Consider the following 17,478-nt stretch of genomic DNA (forward strand, 5'->3'; position numbering starts at 1 on the left):
CCCTGCCTGGGGGGACGCGTCAGGAGTTGCTGAGCACGATCTTGCCGAACTGCCCCCCGGAGGCCATCCGCTCGAACCCCTCACGGGCCCGGTCCATCGGAAGCACCTCGTCGATGACGGGACGCACACCGGTGGCGGCGCAGAAGGACAGCAGGTCCTCCAGCTCGTCCTTGGAACCCATCGTGGAGCCGACGACCTTGAGCTCCAGGAAGAAGATCCGGGTGAGTTCGGCGTGGGAGGGCCGGTCGCCGCTGGTGGCACCGGAGATGACCAACGTGCCGCCGGGCCGCAGCGACTTGATGGAGTGCGACCAGGTGGCGGCGCCCACGGTCTCGATCACGGCGTCGACCCGCTGCGGCAGCCGCGCGCCCGTCTCGACGGCTTCCACCGCACCCAGCTCCAGCGCCCGCTTGCGCTTGGCCTCGTCCCGGCTGGTGGCGAAGACCCGCAGCCCCGCCGCCTTGCCGAGCACGATCGCGGCCGTGGCGACCCCGCCGCCGGCGCCCTGCACCAGCACCGAGTCACCGGGACGCACCCCGGCGTTGGTGAACAGCATCCGGTACGCCGTCAGCCAGGCGGTCGGCAGGCAGGCGGCCTCCTCGAACGAAAGCTCCTTGGGCTTGGGCAGGATGTTCCAGGTCGGCACGGCGACCTGCTCGGCGAACGTCCCCGGGTAGCGCTCGGTGAGGATGGAGCGGGGCTCCCTGGGGCCGACCCCGTGGCCGGTCTGGCCGATCACGGAGTGCAGGACGACCTCGTTGCCGTCCTCGTCGATCCCGGCGGCGTCGCAGCCGAGGATCATCGGCAGCCGGTCCTCGGGGAGGCCGACGCCGCGCAGGGACCACAGGTCGTGGTGGTTGAGGGAGGCGGCCCTGACATCGACGGCACTCCAGCCGGGGCGGGCCTCGGGAGCCGGAAGCTCTCCCAACTCCAGGCCGGCCAAGGGCTGGTCGCGGTCGATTCGGGCGGCGTAGACAGCGAACATGACCTTGACGATAGGTTCCCCACCGCCCAACCGGAACCACAGCCCCGTGTGACACACCCCCTCTTGCCAGCCCCCAGCCGCGGTCAGTCGTGCTTGCCCCCTCCCCCCCCAGCTGCGGGCAGTCGTGCCTCCCCCAGTGCCTGAACGGCCTGGGAGGTACCCCCAGGCGGCACGGGTGGGCGCAGCGGCACCCGCCCAGCGCCGGTCAGCGCCCCACCCCGCGCCCAGCACCAGCACACCCGCACTCGCACCGGCACTCGCACCCGCACCCGCCCCCAAAGACAAGCGGCCCCGCCCACCAAGGACGAGGCCGCTCACCACACCGCAGGCATCACACCGTCACCGGCGCGCAACCCCCTCCGCCCGGGCCGCCGCGGCCACCGCCGCCGTCACGGCCGGCGCGACCCGCTCGTCGAACGGGGACGGAATGACATAGTCCGCGGCGAGGTCGTCCCCCACCACGGAGGCCAGCGCCTCGGCGGCCGCGAGCTTCATGCCCTCGGTGATCCGCGACGCCCGCACCTGGAGAGCGCCCGCGAAGATGCCCGGGAACGCCAGCACGTTGTTGATCTGGTTCGGGAAGTCCGAGCGCCCCGTCGCGACGACCGCCGCGTACTTGTGGGCGACCTCCGGATGCACCTCCGGGTTCGGGTTGGCCATCGCGAAGACGAAGGCACCCTCCGCCATCGAGGCCACCGCCGGCTCGGGCACCGTACCGCCGGAGACGCCGATGAAGACGTCGGCACCGGCGAGCGCCGCCTCCAGCGGGCCGGAGAGCCCGGCCTTGTTGGTGAAGGAGGCCACCTCCTGCTTGACCGGGGTCAGATCCTCCCGGTCGGCCGAAACGACACCCTTGCGGTCGGCGACCGCGACGTCCCCGATGCCGGCCTCCACCAGCATCTTGGCGATGGCGATCCCGGCCGCACCCGCACCCGAGATCACCGCCCGCAGCTCACCCAGCGTCCGCCCGCTCAGCCGCGCCGCGTTGCGCAGGGCGGCCAGCGTCACGACGGCCGTGCCGTGCTGGTCGTCGTGGAAGACCGGGATGTCCAGGCGCTCCTGGAGCTTGCGCTCGATCTCGAAGCACCGCGGCGCCGAGATGTCCTCCAGGTTGACGCCGCCGAAGGAGGGCGCGAGCCGGACCACGGTCTCGACGATCTCGTCGGCGTCCGTGCAGTTCAGGGCGATCGGGACCGCGTCCACGCCGCCGAACTGCTTGAAGAGGATGGCCTTGCCCTCCATCACCGGGAGGGACGCCTCGGGCCCGATGTCACCGAGCCCCAGCACCGCCGTGCCGTCCGTCACGACCGCGACGACCGACGACTTCCAGGTGTAGTCGTGGACGAGGTCGGGCTGCTCGGCGATCGCGCTGCACACTTTCGCGACGCCGGGCGTGTACGCCAGGGACAGGTCTTCCTTGTCGCGGACCGGCACGGTGGCCTGCACGGCCATCTTGCCGCCGCGGTGCAGCGCGAACGCGGGGTCGAAGGAGTCGAGCGGCTCGGCGCCCGCCTCCTGCTCCGCACCGGCTTCGCTGTCGCTGCGAGGATTGACGATCTCCGCTGCCACTTTGTCTTACCCCTTAAGAGTTCATGGTTTGAGGGTTTGTCCACTCCTGGTGAGGAATGGGCGGGCACCGCGCAGGGAGATGGCTGTCCGGGCCACGAGAACCCCGCGCGACGGGCGCGCCGCACACGCGCCCTGAGCCCCTGATGAGGGGTGTAAAGAACCTTCTTACCCGACGGACGCCCCCTGCGACGAGTCCGATAAGCGCAAGCTCACATGCCGGACCCCGAACGCCGCATGTCGGTGACATGGCTCATAGCCAGGGTTCCGGACAACCTCTCCGGACCCCTTGACAGACCCGCGCACGGCACCTTCAACAGCCCTGCTCACTCGCGATCCATGGTCGGATAACGAGAAATTCCGCAGATCTTCCGGCCGGAAGGGCAGATTCCCGCAAAGGTTCGGTCGTGATGTACCGACCTGGTGCGGTTCGGGGGGTGACCCGTTATCCGATTTTGACATGACGGCCCCCCTGAATGGCCGAGTCCGAATGGCAAGATGCCGTAATCACACGAGGTCGCGGCACTCGAAGGTGTGTGCTCTCGTCGACCCACGGCACCGGCCGGTCCCCGGCCGGCGTCCCGTCCCACCGGAACTCCACCGTCCCCATCGGCAACTCCCTCATCCGCCGGAGGAACCACCATGACCGCACGCTTCACCCGTCGTACGACCGCCGCGCACTCCCGGCTAGCAGCGGTCGGTGCGATCGCGGTCGCCGGCGCCCTGCTGCTCACCGGATGCGGCGACCAGACCGAGAACGGCGACTCCGGCGGCAGCGACAACCAGTCGGCCGGCGGTGCCCCGCTGGCCGACAAGCTGCCGCAGTCGATCCGCGACAAGGGCACCATCAAGGTCGGCTCGGACATCGCGTACGCACCCGTCGAGTTCAAGGACGACTCCGGCAAGACGGTCGGTATCGACCCCGACCTCGCGGACGCCCTGGGCAAGCAGCTCGGCGTGAAGTTCGAGTTCGAGAACGGCACCTTCGACACCCTGATCACCGGCCTGCGCTCCAAGCGGTACGACATCGCCATGTCCGCGATGACCGACACCAAGGACCGCCAGGAGGGCATCGACGCCGACACCGGCAAGAAGGTCGGCCAGGGCGTCGACTTCGTCGACTACTTCACCGCCGGTGTCTCGATCTACACCAAGAAGGGCGACGACCAGGGCATCAAGACCTGGTCCGACCTGTGCGGCAAGAAGCTCGTGCTCCAGCGCGGCACGGTCTCCGAGGACCTGGCCAAGGCCGAGAACGAGAAGTGCCCGGCCGGCAAGAAGATCTCCATGGAGGCCTTCGACAACGACCAGCAGGCCCAGACCCGGCTGCGGGCGGGCGGCGCGGACGCCGGTTCCTCCGACTTCCCGGTCGCGGCGTACGCGGTGAAGACCTCCGGCGGCGGCAAGGACTTCGAGATCGTCGGCGAGCAGGTCGAGGCCGCTCCGTACGGCATCGCGGTCGCCAAGGACAACACGCAGCTGCGCGACGCCCTGAAGGCGGCGCTGGACGCGGTGATCGCGAACGGCGAGTACAAGAAGATCATGGACAAGTGGGGCGTGTCGGAAGGCGCCGTCACCGAGGCCGCCGTCAACGGCGGCAAGTGACCGCGCGGCGGGCGCTGAAAGGCAACATCCGTGACTGTTGACATCGACAAGACGGCGGGCGGCCCGGCCGGCACCCCGCCGACCCCGCCCGAGGCCATCAAGGCCATCCCGGTGAGGCACTACGGGCGGTACGTCTCCGCGGTCGTGGCGATCGCGCTGCTGGCCGCGGTCGTCTACGCCTTCTCCCAGGGCAAGATCAACTGGGGCGCGATCCCCGACTACTTCTTCGACGACCGTGTCCTGACCGGCATGGGCAAGACGCTCCTGATCACCGTCCTCGCGATGCTGATCGGCGTCGTCGGCGGCATCCTGCTCGCCGTGATGCGGCTGTCGAAGAACCCGGTGACCTCGTCCATCGCGTGGTTCTACATCTGGTTCTTCCGCGGCACGCCGGTCCTGGTGCAGCTGGTCGTCTGGTTCAACCTGGGCCTGGTCTTCGAGTACATCAACCTCGGCCCGTTCTACCGCGACGAGTGGTCGGACTTCATGACGCCGTTCCTGACGGCGCTGCTCGGCCTCGGCCTCAACGAGGCGGCGTACATGGCGGAGATCTGCCGCGCCGGCCTGCTCGCGGTCGACGAGGGCCAGACCGAGGCGGCGCACGCGCTCGGCATGAGCCACACCAAGACGCTGCGCCGGATCGTGGTCCCGCAGGCGATGCGCGTGATCGTGCCGCCGACGGGCAACGAGGTCATCAACATGCTGAAGACGACCTCACTGGTGTCGGTCGTCCAGTACGCCGAGTTGTTCAGAGTCGCCCAGGACATCGGCCAGACCTCCGGCGCCCCGGCCGAGATGCTGTTCCTCGCGGCGGCCTGGTACCTGCTGCTGACCTCGATCTTCAGCGTCGGCCAGTACTACCTGGAGCGCTACTACGCCCGCGGCTCCAGCCGCAGTCTGCCGCCCACCCCGATGCAGAAGATCAGGGCGAACCTGTTCTCCCTGTCGAACCGCTCCAGCACGACGGGAGGTGCGGCATGACAGCCATGGTCAAAGCCGAGGGCGTCCACAAGTCCTTCGGTGCCGTCGAGGTCCTCAAGGGCATCGACCTGGAGGTGAAGCAGGGCGAGGTGTTCTGCCTCATCGGCCCCTCCGGCTCCGGCAAGTCCACCTTCCTCAGGTGTATCAACCACCTCGAGAAGATCAACGCCGGGCGTCTGTACGTCGACGGCGAGCTGGTCGGCTACCGCCAGAAGGGTGACAAGCTCTACGAGCTGAAGGACAGCGAGGTCGCCCTCAAGCGCCGGGACATCGGCATGGTCTTCCAGCGCTTCAACCTGTTCCCGCACATGACGGCCGTGGAGAACGTCATGGAGGCGCCGGTCCAGGTCAAGGGCATGAGCAGGGCCCAGGCCAGGGACCGTGCGCGGAGCCTCCTGGAGCGCGTGGGCCTGGCCGACAAGGCCGGCAACTACCCCTCGCAGCTCTCCGGCGGCCAGCAGCAGCGGGTCGCCATCGCGCGGGCCCTGGCGATGGACCCGAAGCTGATGCTGTTCGACGAGCCGACCTCGGCGCTCGACCCCGAGCTGGTGGGCGACGTCCTCGACGTCATGCGCGACCTCGCGGAGTCCGGCATGACGATGGTCGTCGTCACCCACGAGATGGGCTTCGCCCGCGAGGTCGGCGACAGCCTGGTCTTCATGGACAACGGCGTGGTGGTCGAGTCGGGCAACCCGCGCGACGTGCTGACCGACCCGCAGCACGACCGGACGAAGGCGTTCCTGTCCAAGGTCCTCTGATCGACCGCACGATTGCGCGCCGAGGGGCGGTACGGATCTCCGTACCGCCCCTCGGCGCGTGGCCCTCGGCGCGTGGCCCTCGGCGTGTGGTCCTCGGCTCGTGGCCCTCGGCTCGTGGCCCTCGGCGCGTGGTCCTACTTGACCGCCAGGAGCAGGGTGTCCGACGGCGAGCACCACACCGGCCGCGCCTCGCCAAAGCCCTTCTCGCGCAGCACGCGCGCGTGCCACGCCGCCGAGGGCATCTCGCCGTCGGCGTGCTCGCCGTAGATCTCGAAGCGGCGGGCGGTGGGCCCGGCGAGCGCCGGGTCCTTGGCGGCGAGCTGCCACCACTCGGACCAGTCCAGCGCGCCCTGCCCCTTGGCGGCGTCCATCCGCGCGCGCCGCTGGGCGCGCTCGGCCGCGTTGATCCGGGGCGTCGCTTCGTCGATCATGTGGTCCGCGTTCATGAAGACACCGCCGTCGCGGACCAGCTCCGCGACCCGGCCGTAGAGATCCGCGAGGGGTTCGGCGTGGAACCAGTGCAGGGCCGTGGCGGTCAGCACGGCGTCGTACGCGTCGTACGGCAGCTTCGCCGGCCAGTCGGGGTCCTTGAGGTCGGCGGCGACGAAGGAGACCCGCTCGTCGCCCGCGAAGGTGCCCTCGGCGATGGCGAGGAGGGCGGGGTCGAGGTCCACGCCGGTGCTCGTGGCGTCCGGGAACCGGTCGAGCAGCCGGGCCGTGATGGTGCCGGTGCCGCAGGCCAGGTCCAGCACGCGCGGCGCGGGACCGACGAGCGCCTCGACCATGTCGAGCATGATCCGGAACCGTTCCTCGCGGTCCGGCATGTACCACTCCTGCTGCCGGTCCCAGCTCTGCTGCCAGGCCTGCCAGTCGGCACCCACCGCAGTGGTCGTGGTGGCCGTCGTGGTGGCCGTCGTGGTCGTGTCCGCGTTCGTCATCGAGCCCCTCCGCATCGCATCGCGTAATACCCTGGAAGCACGATCAGCTGTTACCTGACCGCAGGCACGACCCTAGAGCCCCGTCGTAAGGACTACAAGTGGAACTGGCCTATTACTCGGATTACGCCGTACGTCTCGTCAACACCGAGGAACCGTCGCGGGGACAGGACTCCCTGACCTCGGTGGAGGCCGTCCGCGAGCTCTTCGGCGCCAACCAGTCGGCGGCCCGGCGCGCGTCCGACGCCGACGTGACGCGGTTCCGCTCGGTCCGGGGGCGGCTGCGCGCGGTCTTCGAGGCGGCCGACGGCGGCGACGAGACCCTCGCCGTCGACCTGCTGAACTCACTGCTCCTGGAGTTCCCGGTGAGCCCGCAGATCTCCGGCCACGACCACCGCGCGGAGGACGGCAGCCCGCTGTGGCACATGCACCTGGCGGACCACCCCTCGAACGCGACGGCCGGTTTCGCGGCCATCGCGGCGATGGGCCTGGCCTTCCACCTCACCGAGTACGGGGTGGACCGGCTGGGCCTGTGCGAGGCGGCCCCCTGCCGCAACGCCTATCTGGACACCTCCACCAACCGCTCCCGGCGCTACTGCTCCGACCGCTGCGCCACCCGCGCCAACGTGGCGGCCTACCGCGCCCGCAAGCGCCTGGAGGCGGACCGGTCGGCCAGCACCGGCCTGACCGCCGACAGCGCCCAGCGGACCACGGCGAGCGGCGAACGCTGACCCGCCCGCGGCGGCCGGTACCGGAACCGGACCCGGCCGAGGACGAGGTCCTGCGGGACCACCCCGTAGTCGGTGCTGTCCCCGCCCGCGAACGCGTTGTCCCCCAGCACCCACCAGCCGGCCCCACGCCGTTCGGCCGCCCGCTTGACCACGAGCAGGTCCTGCTGGAAGGGGTGCCGCAGCACGACCACGTCACCCGGCCGGACCCGGGCCCCCCAGTGCACGAGCAGTACGTCACCGTGGTGCAGCGTGGGCACCATCGACGGCCCGGTCACCTCGGCCGGCCCGAAGGGCAACGCCCCTCTGGCACGCTCGGTCTCCTGCGACAGTTGCTCCGGCATCACCCGGCTCCTCCCCGGTCTTTCCTCCACCAGTCTCAGTCTCACCCCGGACTTTTGTCCTAAGCCCACGGGGGCACCCGCGAAATCAGGTCTCCCAGGGAGTAATGTCCCCCCTGAGAAGACGATCACGAGGAAGGAACGCTTCATGCTTTCCCGCCTGTTTGCCCCCAAGGTCACGGTCAGCGCCCACTGCGACCTGCCCTGCGGCGTGTACGACCCTGCCCAGGCCCGCATCGAGGCGGAGTCGGTGAAGGCCGTCCAGGAGAAGATGGCCGGCAACGACGACCCGCACTTCCAGACGCGCGCCACGGTCATCAAGGAGCAGCGCGCCGAGCTCGCGAAGCACCACGTATCCGTGCTGTGGAGCGACTACTTCAAGCCCCCGCACTTCGAGAAGTACCCGGAGCTGCACCAGCTGGTCAACGACACCCTGAAGGCCCTGTCGGCCGCCAAGGGCTCGAAGGACCCGGCGACCGGCCAGAAGGCCCTGGACTACATCGCCCAGATCGACAAGATCTTCTGGGAGACCAAGAAGGCCTGACGGACGTCAGTATCCCGGGGCCCGCGATCGGTGCACCATCGCAGGCCGCAGGGCAGCCCGAAGGGGCCCGGCGCGCTACTGGCCGGGCCCCTTCGGCGTTGTCGTGGTCAGGGGTTCTCGGTGACCGATTCCCGGGAGTGCTCCGGCCTCCCGGGCCGTGTCTGGGCTTCGGGGGCCCCGGTGTTCTTCTCGGGGCCCGCCTCGCACTCCGGGTTGCCGCACGGGCCCGGGGCCCATTCCGGCACCCATATGCCCAGCGTCTTGTGGCGCCGGACGACCGCTTCGACTGGCTGTCCGCACACGGGACAGGCGTACGTGTCGCTGTCCATACCCCCAGGTTAGAACGAGCGGCGGCTCAGCGCTTGCGGTGGTACGTACGCACCACGACGCCGTTGCCGAAGGTCCGCACCGAGTCCGGCACGAATTCGGCGACCTCGAAGCCGGAGCCGAACATCGGCATGCCGGTGCCGAGCACCACGGGGTAGGTCTTGATGACCAGTTCGTCGACCTCGTCGGCCAGTTCGCCGGCCACGGCCGATCCGCCGCACAGATAGATGCCCAAGGCACTGTCCTCGGCCTTCAGCTCCCGGACCCTGCCGACCAGATCCGCCGAGATGATCTCGACGTTCGGGTCGGGCGACTCCGTGAGCGTGCGCGAGGCGACGTATTCACGCAGGTGGGCATAGGGGCTGGTGACGCCCTCCTTGAGGGCCAGGTCGTAACTGGCGCGTCCCTGCACGATCGTGTCGAACCGCTTGTTCGGCAGGTCGTCGATGCCCAGCGGACGACGGCCGTGGGTCGGCAGTGTCTCCGGATACTCCGACTTCAGGAACTCGAAGAACTCCTCGTCGACGAACGGGACCATGAACGACGCGTCGCCGTCCGGGCCGCCGATGAAGCCGTCGATCGAGCAGGCGATGAAATACGTGAGTTTGCGCAAACCGGTCTCCCCTTGGTGTTGACCACTACGGACACAGTACTCCGTGCGTAGTTGTTTGGGGAACGGATTTATGTTTGGGGAACGGAGTACGAGATCACGGAGTCCGCGGCTCGCGCCACATCGGCCACATGCGGGGGCCGTCCGGCAGATCCAGGGCCCGGCCGGTGAACTCGAAGCCGAGTCGTTCGTAGAGCACCTTCCCGCGGGCGCTGCTCGCCTCCAGATAGGCGGGCAGGCCCTCGCGGTCGCAGCGGTCGAGGACGGCCTCGATCAGCGCGGTGCCCAGTCCCTCGCCCTGCCGCTCCGGGACCACACCGATCATCCACAGGTACTCGTGCGCCCGGCCGGAGGGGTGGATCCCGTCCGTGAGCCGGGCTATCAGCTCCACGCGCTCGTTCTCCGGGTCGACGGCCGCGCGAATCAGGGCGGGGACGTCCTCGGCGCCCTCCCCCGGCCCGTCGCCCGCGGGCTCGTCCGCCGGGACGGGCAGCCACAGCGCGCAGGCGGCGCCGTCCTCGGTGAGGTCGACACGGCCGTCCGCGAAGACGGCGTCGGCGAACGCGGCCATGAGCCGGTGGTGTGTCCGGCGACGGTACTCCGCGCCGGGGAAGACCCAACTGCTCACCGGATCGTCCTGGAAGGCCTCGTCCAGCAGCCGGACGACCAGATCCCGGTCGCCCTCCCCCGCCGTGCGGATCACCACACCCATGCCTCGCTCCTTCGACCCAACATCACCGGCACATACGGCGGTTGAGCCTATCCGGTGGGCACGCACACCCCACGGAGGAGAGAAGGAGGCGGGCCCCGCACACCGTGGGGAAGTGCGGGACCCGCCGGACCGGAGCCGTCGGCGGTGCGGCCGTACGTCGGTCAGGTGCCGTACGGCCCTGCACGGGCTCCGGGGTCTTGCGTGGCCGGCCCGGCGCTCCACGACGCCGGGTCGGGCGAGGGGGCCGGGGCGGCGCTCAGGCGCTGCGCCGGGTCACGAACTCGGCCAGCGCGAGCAGGCCACCCGCCGCCTCCGGCTCGGGCACGGCACGCGCCAGCTCCTGCATGGCCCTCGCCATCCGGTCGGCCGCCTGGGCCTGTGCCCAGTCCCGGCCGCCGGCCCGCTCCACGGCCAGGGCGGTGCGCTCCAGGTCCTCCTTGTTCTCGTCGTAGGGGCCGGTGTACAGCCCGGCCAGTTCCGCGGCGTACGGGGTGCCGGAGGTGAGGGCGGCGACCACCGGCAGTGACTTCTTGCGGGCGGCCAGGTCCGCACCGGCCGGCTTGCCGGTGTGGCGCGGGTCGCCCCATATGCCGATGACGTCGTCGATGAGCTGGAAGGCCATCCCGGCCTCACGGCCGAAGGCGTCCAGGGCCTCGACGTCCTCCGTGGCGGCGCCCGCGTACAGCGCGCCGACGGCACAGGCGCAGCCCAGCAGGGCGCCCGTCTTGGCCTCGGCCATGACGAGTGTCTCGTCGAGGGTCACCTCGTCCGGCGGGCGCCGCTCCATCGCCGTGTCCGCGTGCTGGCCCTCGCACAGCTCCATGACGCAGTCGGCGAGCCGGGTGGCCGCCGCCGCGGACGCCGGATGCGGGTCGGCGGCGAACAGCCGCAGGGCGAGCGCCTGCAGTGCGTCCCCGGCGAGGATCGCGTCGGCGTCGCCGAACACGGTCCACGCGGTCGGCCGGTGCCGCCGGGTGGCGTCGCGGTCCATCACGTCGTCATGCAGCAGGGTGAAGTTGTGGACCAGTTCCACCGCCGCCGCGGCCCGGACGGCCGCCGCGCGGGCCGCCGGACCGCCGAGCGCGGCCGCCGCGGTGAGGACGAGCGCGGGACGGATCGCCTTGCCCGCGTTGCCCGACGCGGGCGAGCCGTCCGCGTGCTGCCAGCCGAAGTGGTAGAGCGCGACGCGGCGCATCGACTCGGGCAGCGTCGCGATGGCGGACCGCAGTTCGGGATCGACCGCCGCTCGTGACTCGCTCAGGAGCACCGCCGCCTCCTGCCCTTCGGCCACCGCCTGCCCCTGCCCGTCGGACGACTCCCCCGGCTCCTTCTCGCGCTGTGTGCCGATGGGCCCGTGCCTTTCCGGCATTCCGGTGGGACGGCACGTCGCGGTGGCGCCGCGCCGGGTCTCCGTCATGGACTCACCTTCCCCCTGGGCCCGTCCGTACCCCGGGGGTGTACCCGCCCAGGAGGGCGGGAACACGGCGTTCGGGACAGTGACGTCACCGCCAGCGGCCGATCTCGACGTTCTCCAGCACGCCGAGCGCGTCCGGGACGAGGACCGCGGCCGAGTAGTAGGCCGTGACCAGGTACTTGATGACCGCCTGCTCGTTGATCCCCATGAAGCGCACCGACAGACTCGGCTCGATCTCGTCCGGGATGCCGGTGGCCCGCAGGCCGATGACACCCTGGTCCTGCTCGCCGGTACGCATCGCGATGATCGAGGACGTACGGGCCTCGGTGACCGGGATCTTGTTGCACGGGTAGATGGGCACACCGCGCCAGGTCGGGATGCGGTTCCCGGCGACGTCGATGGTCTCGGGGACGAGGCCGCGCTTGTTGAGCTCGCGGCCGATGGCGGCGATGGCGCGCGGGTGGGCGAGGAGCAGCTTGGTGCCGCGCCGGCGGCTCAGCAGTTCGTCGAGGTCGTCGGGTCCGGGCACGCCGTCGTGCGGCTGGATGCGCTGGTCGTACTCGCAGTTGTGCAGCAGGCCGAACTCGCGGTTGTTGATGAGTTCGTGCTCCTGGCGCTCCTTCAGCGCCTCGACGGTCAGCCGGATCTGCTGCTCGGTCTGGTTCATCGGCTGGTTGTACAGGTCGGCCACGCGCGAGTGGATGCGCAGCACGGTCTGGGCGACGCTCAGTTCGTACTCGCGCGGCCGGCCCTCGTAGTCGACGAAGGTGTGCGGGATGTCCGGCTCGCCGCTGTGGCCCGCCGCGAGGTCGATCTCCTTCTCACCGTGCCGGTTGGTGCGCTGCTCCGGGATCGAGCGCAGCAGCTCCAGGTGCTCGCGCAGGGAGTCGGCCCGCTCCGCGACCTGGTCCACCTCCTGACGGGGCAGCACCAGCACCGTGCAGGCGGTGACCGTGCGGGCGGTGTACTCCCAGATGGCGTCCCCGTCGAGGAGCGCCTGGTCGCCGAAGTAGGCGCCGTCGGCGAGGACGCCGAGCACCGCGTCGTCGCCGTAGGGGCCGGTGCCGATCTTCTCGACCTTGCCGTGCGCCAGCAGGTAGACCTCGTCGGCCCGCGCGCCGAACGAGGCGATCACCTCGCCGGGGCCGAACTCCCGCTGCTCGCAGCGCTGTGCGAGTTCCGACAGGACCTCGTCGTCCTCGTACGACCGCAGGGCCGGCAGCTCGCCCAGCTCGGCGGGGATGACCTCGACGCGGTCGCCGGTCTTCACGAACGTCACGCGGCCGTCGCCGACGGCGAAGGTCAGACGCCGGTTGACCCGGTACGTGCCGCCCTGGATGTCCACCCAGGGGAGCGAGCGCAGCAGCCAGCGCGAGCTGATCTCCTGCATCTGAGGAACGGACTTGGTGGTGGTGGCCAGGTTCCGCGCGGCCGCCGTGCCGAGGCTCTGCTGCGGCCTGGTCTGCTCGGTGCGGACCTCTTCGCCTACCGACATAAGGAATTGCCCTCCCGGTCATGCCGGACGACTGCGCCCGGCATCGATGTGCGTGGACCAGCCTTCCTCACGGAGCGTGCCGGTGCTATTACACGAACGAGCGGGAATGGATCACTCACGGCCGGGGCAGATATGGGGGCTTGTTTCGACTTCGACACCCCTCTGGCCGGGATGAGAATGTCCGAAACGACTCGCACACGGACCGAACAAGCAATAGGAGTTGCTCCGTTTCGGTACAAGCTCCGTACGAGGCGGTCGCGTCGGGCGGTCGTCGCGCAGCGTGAAGGAGTCGGCGGTGGCCTCACCCATGTCCGCGAGCAGTTTCCTCAAGGCACTGAAGGCGGAGGGCCTCACCGTCGTCCAGGTCGGCGACTGGCGGGACCACAACCGCAACCACAAGGGCCCGTGGGGTCCCGTGCACGGTGTGATGATCCACCACACGGTCACCAAGGGCAGCGCGCGGACGGTGGACATCTGCCGCAAGGGCTACGAGGGTCTGCCGGGGCCGCTGTGCCACGGGGTCGTCACCAAGGACGGCAGGGTCCACCTGGTCGGGTACGGCAGGGCCAACCACGCCGGTCTCGGCGACGACGACGTCCTGCGCGCGGTGATCGCGGAGAAGGCGCTGCCCCGGGACAACGAGGCGAACACCGACGGCAACCGGCACTTCTACGGCTTCGAGTGCGAGAACCTGGGCGACGGCGACGACCCCTGGCCGGCGGCACAGCTCGAGGCGATCGAGCGGGCCGCCGCGGCCGTGTGCCGCCACCACGGCTGGAACGAGCGGTCCGTCATCGGCCACCTGGAGTGGCAGCCGGGCAAGGTGGACCCGCGCGGGTTCACGATGGCGTCCATGCGAAACCGAATCCGCGACCGCCTGAAGTGACCCGGCCGGGGTGGGGTGACCGGGGCGCTCGGTGGCGGGACAATGGCGGGGTGACCGGCACCGACACCCGTGAGCTCGCCGCACTGCGTCCCCGTCTGCCCTCTCCGCTGCACGAGGTGGCCGACGGACGGTTCGAGCGCCACGGTGTCCGGCTGCTGCTCAAGCGGGACGATCTGATCCACCCCGAGCTGGTCGGCAACAAGTGGCGCAAGCTGGCGCCGAATCTCGCCACGGCCGGCGGGCGCACCGTCGTCACGTTCGGCGGCGCCTACTCCAATCACCTGCGGGCCGCGGCCGCGGCCGGCCGGCTGCTCGGGCTGCCGACGGTGGGTGTGGTCCGCGGTCAGGAGCTGGCCGGCCGGCCGCTCAACCCCTCACTGGCCCGGTGCGCCGCCGACGGCATGCGGCTGCACTTCGTCGACCGCTCGACGTACCGGCGCAAGTCCGAACCCGAGGCCCTGGCGGCCCTGCTGCGCGCGGCGGGCGCCGAGGGCGCCGTCGTCGTCCCCGAGGGCGGAAGCAACGCGGATGCCGTCCGCGGCTGCCGTGCCCTGGGCGAGGAGCTGGGCACGCACGCCGACGTGGCCGCTGTCGCCTGCGGCACCGGTGGCACGCTCGCCGGGCTCGCCGCCGGGCTCCCCCGGGGGCGGCGGGCCCTCGGCATACCCGTGCTCAAGGGCGGTTTCCTGGAGGGTGACATACGGCGGCTCCAGGAGCGCGCGTTCGGCGGGCCGCGCGGCGACTGGAGCCTGGCGGACCGCTTCCACCACGGCGGCTACGCCCGCACGACGCCCGGTCTGGACGCCTTCGCCGAGGACTTCGAACACCGCCACGGCCTCCCCGTGGAGCGCGTGTACGTCGCCAAGATGCTGTACGCCCTGCTCGCCCTCACCGAGGAGGGCGCCTTCCCACGCGGGACGACCCTGGCGGCGGTCGTCACCGGACGGCCCTTCCCCTGAACGTGCCGGACCGCCGCCCCGACCCGCCCGCGCGCCCCCGCACCCGCTCACGTCGTCTCCCGGTACGCGGCGGCCTCCTCCAGGTCCAGCCGGCGCAGCAGGGTCCGGAGCATCTCGTCGTCGATGTAGCGCCCGTCCCGCAGCCGGACGAAGACCTCGCGCTCGGCGCTGATCATCTCCCGGGAGAGTCGCCGGTAGGTGTCGTCGACGGTCTCGCCGGTGACGGGATTGACCTGGCCGAGCCGTTCCCAGACGGCGTTGCGGCGGCGCTCCAGGACCATACGGAGGCGGTCGGCGAGCGGCGCCGGCAGGGCGTTGCGCTCGTCGGCGAGCAGCTCGTCCAGGCGCAGCTCCGCGACCCGCGAAGCCTGCGCCTGGGCGTTGGCCTCCGCCAGCGTCTCCGCCTGCACGTCGTGCGCCGGGAACTTCAGCAGGCGGATCAGCGGCGGCAGGCTGACGCCCTGGACGACCAGCGTGCCGATGACCGTGGTGAAGGTCAGGAACAGGATGAGGTTGCGTTCGGGAAAGGGCTCGCCCCCGTGCACGGTGAGCGGGATGGAGAACGCGATGGCCAGGGAGACCACGCCCCGCATCCCGGCCCAGCCGATCACGAACGGCCCCTTCCAGGAGAGCTCGCCCTCGCGCGCGCGTACCCGTGCCGACAGCCGGGGCAGGAACGTCGCCGGGTACACCCACACGAACCTCGCCACGGCGACCACCAGGAAGACGGCGAGGGCGTACCAGGCGGCGTCGGCACCCTCGTACTCCCCCAGGCCCTTGAGGACGACGGGCAGCTGGAGTCCGATGAGGGCGAACACGGCCGACTCCAGGACGAACGCGACCATCTTCCACACCGCCTCCTCCTGGAGACGGGTGGCGAAGTCGACCTCCCACGCGCGGTGGCCGAGGTAGAGCGCGACGACGACCACCGCGAGCACCCCGGAGGCGTGCACCTGCTCGGCGACCGCGTAGGCGACGAACGGGATCAGCAGGGAGAGCGTGTTCTGCAGCAGCGCCTCGGTCAGGTGGGTGCGCAGCCAGTGCAGCGGCACCATCAGGACCAGCCCGACTCCGACGCCGCCCACCGCCGCGATGAGGAACTCGCCGATCCCGCCGGCCCAGGTCGCCCCCTCGCCGACGGCCGCGGCGAGCGCCACCTTGAAGGCGGTGATCGCGGTGGCGTCGTTCACCAGGGACTCGCCCTGGAGGATCGTGGTGATCCGGGAGGGCAGCCCCACGCGGCGGGCGACCGCCGTGGCCGCGACGGCGTCCGGGGGCGCCACGACCGCGCCGAGCACCAGGGCCGCGGTCAGCGGCAGGCCGGGCACGATGAGGTACGCCGCGCAGCCGACGACGAAGGTGGCGAACAGGACGTAGCCCACGGACAGCAGCGCCACGGGCCGGGCCTGCGCCCGCAGGTCCAGGTAGGAGCTGTCGGTGGCCGCCGTGTAGAGCAGCGGGGGCAGCAGCAGGGGCAGGACGATGTGCGGGTCGAGGGTGTAGTCGGGCACACCGGGCACGTAGCTCACCACCAGGCCCACCGCGACCAGGAGCAGCGGTACCGGCACCGGTACGCGTCGTCCCGCCGCGGCGACCGCGGCGCTGCCCGCCACCAGCAACAGCAGCGGCATCACGTCCATCGTCCTCGCCCGCCCTCGTTTTCCGCGCGGTCATCCGCACACCCGTCGTAACCTGGCAATCATGAAACAGTGCACGCACGCCGACGCGCTGCCTCACCCGGAACCCGAGCCGTGCGGCGAGACCTGTCCCGAGTGTCTGGCCGAGGGCACGGACCCGGTGCAGTTGAGGCTGTGCCTCAGCTGCGGTCATGTCGGCTGCTGCGACTCCTCGCCGAACCGGCACGCGACGGCGCATCACAAGGAGAGCGGCCACCCGGTGATGAGGACCTTCGAACCCGGGGAGAGCTGGCGCTGGTGCTTCGTCGATCACGTCCTGGTGTGACCTCTGCCGGGGACGGTTCGACCGTCTGACGTCTGGGTACGTCAACCCGGCGCGCGCTCTTCCGATTTGAGCCCGCCGACCCCCTAGCCACTGTGCGTGTTCGCGTGTTTACTATGAGTGACAGCACGGGGTTGGGGTCTCGGGGACAGGAAACTTCGGAGCGCGATAACGTCACCGCTGAACCACGTATCGCGTTGTCCCGAGGGGTGTCCCTCGGCCCTGTAACGCTTGTACCACCTTGGAGGTGAGGGTGTCCCAGATCGCAGGCGAGCCCGCGACCCAGGACTTCGTCGAAGTCCGGCTGCCGGCCGCGGGTGCCTACCTGTCGGTGCTGCGTACGGCGACGGCCGGCCTCGCAGCTCGTTTGGACTTCACCCTCGACGAGATCGAGGACCTGCGCATCGCAGTCGACGAGGCCTGCGCGATCCTGCTGCAGCAGGCCGTGCCCGGCTCGGTGCTCAGTTGCGTCTTCCGCCTCGTCGACGACTCGCTCGAGGTCACCGTCTCGGCCCCGACCACGGACGGCCACGCGCCGTCCCGGGACACCTTCGCCTGGACGGTGCTCTCCGCCCTCGCGGGCAAGGTCTCCTCCGCCGTGGACGAGGACAAAACCGTTTCGATCAGCCTCTACAAACAGCGCGGCGCGGGACCCGGGCCGACGTGAGGAACG

The 17,478-nt window shown here is 70.6% G+C and carries 19 protein-coding genes; 9 read left to right on the plus strand and 10 right to left on the minus strand.

Annotated features, from left to right (window positions below; translation table 11 throughout):
- Positions 1-19 precede the first annotated feature (19 nt).
- Both ACH4D3_RS20995 and ACH4D3_RS21000 read right to left on the minus strand, forming a co-directional pair.
- On the minus strand, positions 20-985 hold the full coding sequence (locus tag ACH4D3_RS20995; RefSeq protein WP_398324033.1) for a zinc-binding dehydrogenase: 966 nt from the start codon (positions 983-985) through the stop codon (positions 20-22).
- Between the two features lie 339 nt (positions 986-1,324).
- On the minus strand, positions 1,325-2,554 hold the full coding sequence (locus tag ACH4D3_RS21000) for an NADP-dependent malic enzyme (RefSeq protein ID WP_398324035.1): 1,230 nt from the start codon (positions 2,552-2,554) through the stop codon (positions 1,325-1,327).
- Positions 2,555-3,193: 639 nt separating this feature from the next.
- Here ACH4D3_RS21000 and ACH4D3_RS21005 point away from each other — a divergent pair.
- Genes ACH4D3_RS21005 through ACH4D3_RS21015 form a run of 3 tightly spaced genes read left to right on the plus strand, consistent with a single transcriptional unit; the run spans position 3,194 to position 5,895 of the window.
- Positions 3,194-4,156, plus strand: coding sequence for an ABC transporter substrate-binding protein (locus ACH4D3_RS21005; protein WP_398324037.1), 963 nt, complete (start codon positions 3,194-3,196; stop codon positions 4,154-4,156).
- Positions 4,157-4,186: 30 nt separating this feature from the next.
- On the plus strand, positions 4,187-5,137 hold the full coding sequence (locus ACH4D3_RS21010) for an amino acid ABC transporter permease (protein ID WP_398324039.1): 951 nt from the start codon (positions 4,187-4,189) through the stop codon (positions 5,135-5,137).
- The gene (locus ACH4D3_RS21015) at positions 5,134-5,895 is read left to right on the plus strand and encodes an amino acid ABC transporter ATP-binding protein (RefSeq protein WP_398324041.1); all 762 of its coding nucleotides are present in this window, start codon (positions 5,134-5,136) and stop codon (positions 5,893-5,895) included. The genes ACH4D3_RS21010 and ACH4D3_RS21015 overlap by 4 nt, the downstream gene beginning before the upstream one ends.
- A gap of 134 nt (positions 5,896-6,029) precedes the next feature.
- Here ACH4D3_RS21015 and ACH4D3_RS21020 read toward each other — a convergent pair whose 3' ends face one another.
- Positions 6,030-6,833 (minus strand): class I SAM-dependent methyltransferase, encoded by an 804-nt coding sequence (locus ACH4D3_RS21020; protein WP_398324043.1) that lies wholly within the window; start codon positions 6,831-6,833, stop codon positions 6,030-6,032.
- Positions 6,834-6,931: 98 nt separating this feature from the next.
- On the opposite strand from ACH4D3_RS21020, the gene ACH4D3_RS21025 reads away from it, so the two are divergent.
- Positions 6,932-7,561 carry an ABATE domain-containing protein gene (locus ACH4D3_RS21025; protein WP_052840746.1) on the plus strand — a complete coding sequence of 210 codons (630 nt, stop codon included), beginning with the start codon at positions 6,932-6,934 and terminating at the stop codon, positions 7,559-7,561.
- Here the strand turns inward: ACH4D3_RS21025 and sodX are convergent.
- Complete coding sequence (gene sodX / locus ACH4D3_RS21030; RefSeq protein ID WP_164274157.1) at positions 7,465-7,902, minus strand: nickel-type superoxide dismutase maturation protease; 438 nt, start codon at positions 7,900-7,902, stop codon at positions 7,465-7,467. The genes ACH4D3_RS21025 and sodX overlap by 97 nt on opposite strands.
- A 145-nt stretch (positions 7,903-8,047) precedes the next feature.
- Here sodX and sodN point away from each other — a divergent pair, with 145 nt between their 5' ends.
- On the plus strand, positions 8,048-8,443 hold the full coding sequence (sodN, locus tag ACH4D3_RS21035; protein ID WP_003973716.1) for a superoxide dismutase, Ni: 396 nt from the start codon (positions 8,048-8,050) through the stop codon (positions 8,441-8,443).
- Between the two features lie 107 nt (positions 8,444-8,550).
- On the opposite strand, the gene ACH4D3_RS21040 is transcribed toward sodN, so the two are convergent.
- From ACH4D3_RS21040 to ACH4D3_RS21060, 5 genes are all read right to left on the minus strand, one after another.
- Complete coding sequence (locus ACH4D3_RS21040; RefSeq protein WP_398324045.1) at positions 8,551-8,772, minus strand: hypothetical protein; 222 nt, start codon at positions 8,770-8,772, stop codon at positions 8,551-8,553.
- A gap of 26 nt (positions 8,773-8,798) precedes the next feature.
- Positions 8,799-9,383 (minus strand): dihydrofolate reductase family protein, encoded by a 585-nt coding sequence (locus tag ACH4D3_RS21045; RefSeq protein WP_398324047.1) that lies wholly within the window; start codon positions 9,381-9,383, stop codon positions 8,799-8,801.
- 94 nt (positions 9,384-9,477) lie between these two features.
- Positions 9,478-10,092 carry a GNAT family N-acetyltransferase gene (locus ACH4D3_RS21050; RefSeq protein WP_398324049.1) on the minus strand — a complete coding sequence of 205 codons (615 nt, stop codon included), beginning with the start codon at positions 10,090-10,092 and terminating at the stop codon, positions 9,478-9,480.
- 256 nt (positions 10,093-10,348) lie between these two features.
- On the minus strand, positions 10,349-11,509 hold the full coding sequence (locus ACH4D3_RS21055; RefSeq protein WP_398324051.1) for a family 2 encapsulin nanocompartment cargo protein polyprenyl transferase: 1,161 nt from the start codon (positions 11,507-11,509) through the stop codon (positions 10,349-10,351).
- 85 nt (positions 11,510-11,594) lie between these two features.
- Positions 11,595-13,001, minus strand: coding sequence for a family 2B encapsulin nanocompartment shell protein (locus ACH4D3_RS21060; RefSeq protein WP_398324053.1), 1,407 nt, complete (start codon positions 12,999-13,001; stop codon positions 11,595-11,597).
- Between the two features lie 307 nt (positions 13,002-13,308).
- Here ACH4D3_RS21060 and ACH4D3_RS21065 point away from each other — a divergent pair, with 307 nt between their 5' ends.
- Positions 13,309-13,887: an N-acetylmuramoyl-L-alanine amidase gene (locus ACH4D3_RS21065; RefSeq protein ID WP_106517834.1), complete on the plus strand. Its 579-nt coding sequence runs from the start codon at positions 13,309-13,311 to the stop codon at positions 13,885-13,887.
- A 50-nt stretch (positions 13,888-13,937) separates the two neighbouring features.
- On the plus strand, positions 13,938-14,846 hold the full coding sequence (locus tag ACH4D3_RS21070) for a 1-aminocyclopropane-1-carboxylate deaminase/D-cysteine desulfhydrase (RefSeq protein WP_398324055.1): 909 nt from the start codon (positions 13,938-13,940) through the stop codon (positions 14,844-14,846).
- Between the two features lie 47 nt (positions 14,847-14,893).
- On the opposite strand, the gene ACH4D3_RS21075 is transcribed toward ACH4D3_RS21070, so the two are convergent.
- A complete protein-coding gene (locus tag ACH4D3_RS21075) occupies positions 14,894-16,486 on the minus strand; it encodes a Na+/H+ antiporter (protein ID WP_398324057.1) in 1,593 nt (530 codons plus the stop codon).
- Between the two features lie 61 nt (positions 16,487-16,547).
- Between ACH4D3_RS21075 and ACH4D3_RS21080 the strand changes: the two genes are divergently transcribed.
- Complete coding sequence (locus ACH4D3_RS21080; RefSeq protein WP_398324059.1) at positions 16,548-16,808, plus strand: UBP-type zinc finger domain-containing protein; 261 nt, start codon at positions 16,548-16,550, stop codon at positions 16,806-16,808.
- Positions 16,809-17,058: 250 nt separating this feature from the next.
- The gene (locus ACH4D3_RS21085) at positions 17,059-17,472 is read left to right on the plus strand and encodes an anti-sigma regulatory factor (RefSeq protein ID WP_003973726.1); all 414 of its coding nucleotides are present in this window, start codon (positions 17,059-17,061) and stop codon (positions 17,470-17,472) included.
- Positions 17,473-17,478: the final 6 nt, after the last annotated feature.

Origin of the sequence: Streptomyces sp. NPDC018026 (genome assembly GCF_044327745.1) — a bacterium.
Lineage (GTDB): Bacteria > Actinomycetota > Actinomycetes > Streptomycetales > Streptomycetaceae > Streptomyces > Streptomyces rubrogriseus.

Bases quoted from the DNA above. Each gene is read 5' to 3' on its own strand.
- ACH4D3_RS20995 (WP_398324033.1), bottom strand. From the start codon at position 985: ATGTTCGCTGTCTACGCCGCCCGAATCGACCGCGACCAGCCCTTGGCC.
- ACH4D3_RS21005 (WP_398324037.1), top strand. From the start codon at position 3,194: ATGACCGCACGCTTCACCCGTCGTACGACCGCCGCGCACTCCCGGCTA.
- ACH4D3_RS21015 (WP_398324041.1), top strand. From the start codon at position 5,134: ATGACAGCCATGGTCAAAGCCGAGGGCGTCCACAAGTCCTTCGGTGCC.
- ACH4D3_RS21020 (WP_398324043.1), bottom strand. From the start codon at position 6,833: ATGACGAACGCGGACACGACCACGACGGCCACCACGACGGCCACCACG.
- sodX (WP_164274157.1), bottom strand. From the start codon at position 7,902: ATGCCGGAGCAACTGTCGCAGGAGACCGAGCGTGCCAGAGGGGCGTTG.
- sodN (WP_003973716.1), top strand. From the start codon at position 8,048: ATGCTTTCCCGCCTGTTTGCCCCCAAGGTCACGGTCAGCGCCCACTGC.
- ACH4D3_RS21040 (WP_398324045.1), bottom strand. From the start codon at position 8,772: ATGGACAGCGACACGTACGCCTGTCCCGTGTGCGGACAGCCAGTCGAA.
- ACH4D3_RS21050 (WP_398324049.1), bottom strand. From the start codon at position 10,092: ATGGGTGTGGTGATCCGCACGGCGGGGGAGGGCGACCGGGATCTGGTC.
- ACH4D3_RS21055 (WP_398324051.1), bottom strand. From the start codon at position 11,509: ATGACGGAGACCCGGCGCGGCGCCACCGCGACGTGCCGTCCCACCGGA.
- ACH4D3_RS21060 (WP_398324053.1), bottom strand. From the start codon at position 13,001: ATGTCGGTAGGCGAAGAGGTCCGCACCGAGCAGACCAGGCCGCAGCAG.
- ACH4D3_RS21065 (WP_106517834.1), top strand. From the start codon at position 13,309: ATGTCCGCGAGCAGTTTCCTCAAGGCACTGAAGGCGGAGGGCCTCACC.
- ACH4D3_RS21075 (WP_398324057.1), bottom strand. From the start codon at position 16,486: ATGGACGTGATGCCGCTGCTGTTGCTGGTGGCGGGCAGCGCCGCGGTC.
- ACH4D3_RS21080 (WP_398324059.1), top strand. From the start codon at position 16,548: ATGAAACAGTGCACGCACGCCGACGCGCTGCCTCACCCGGAACCCGAG.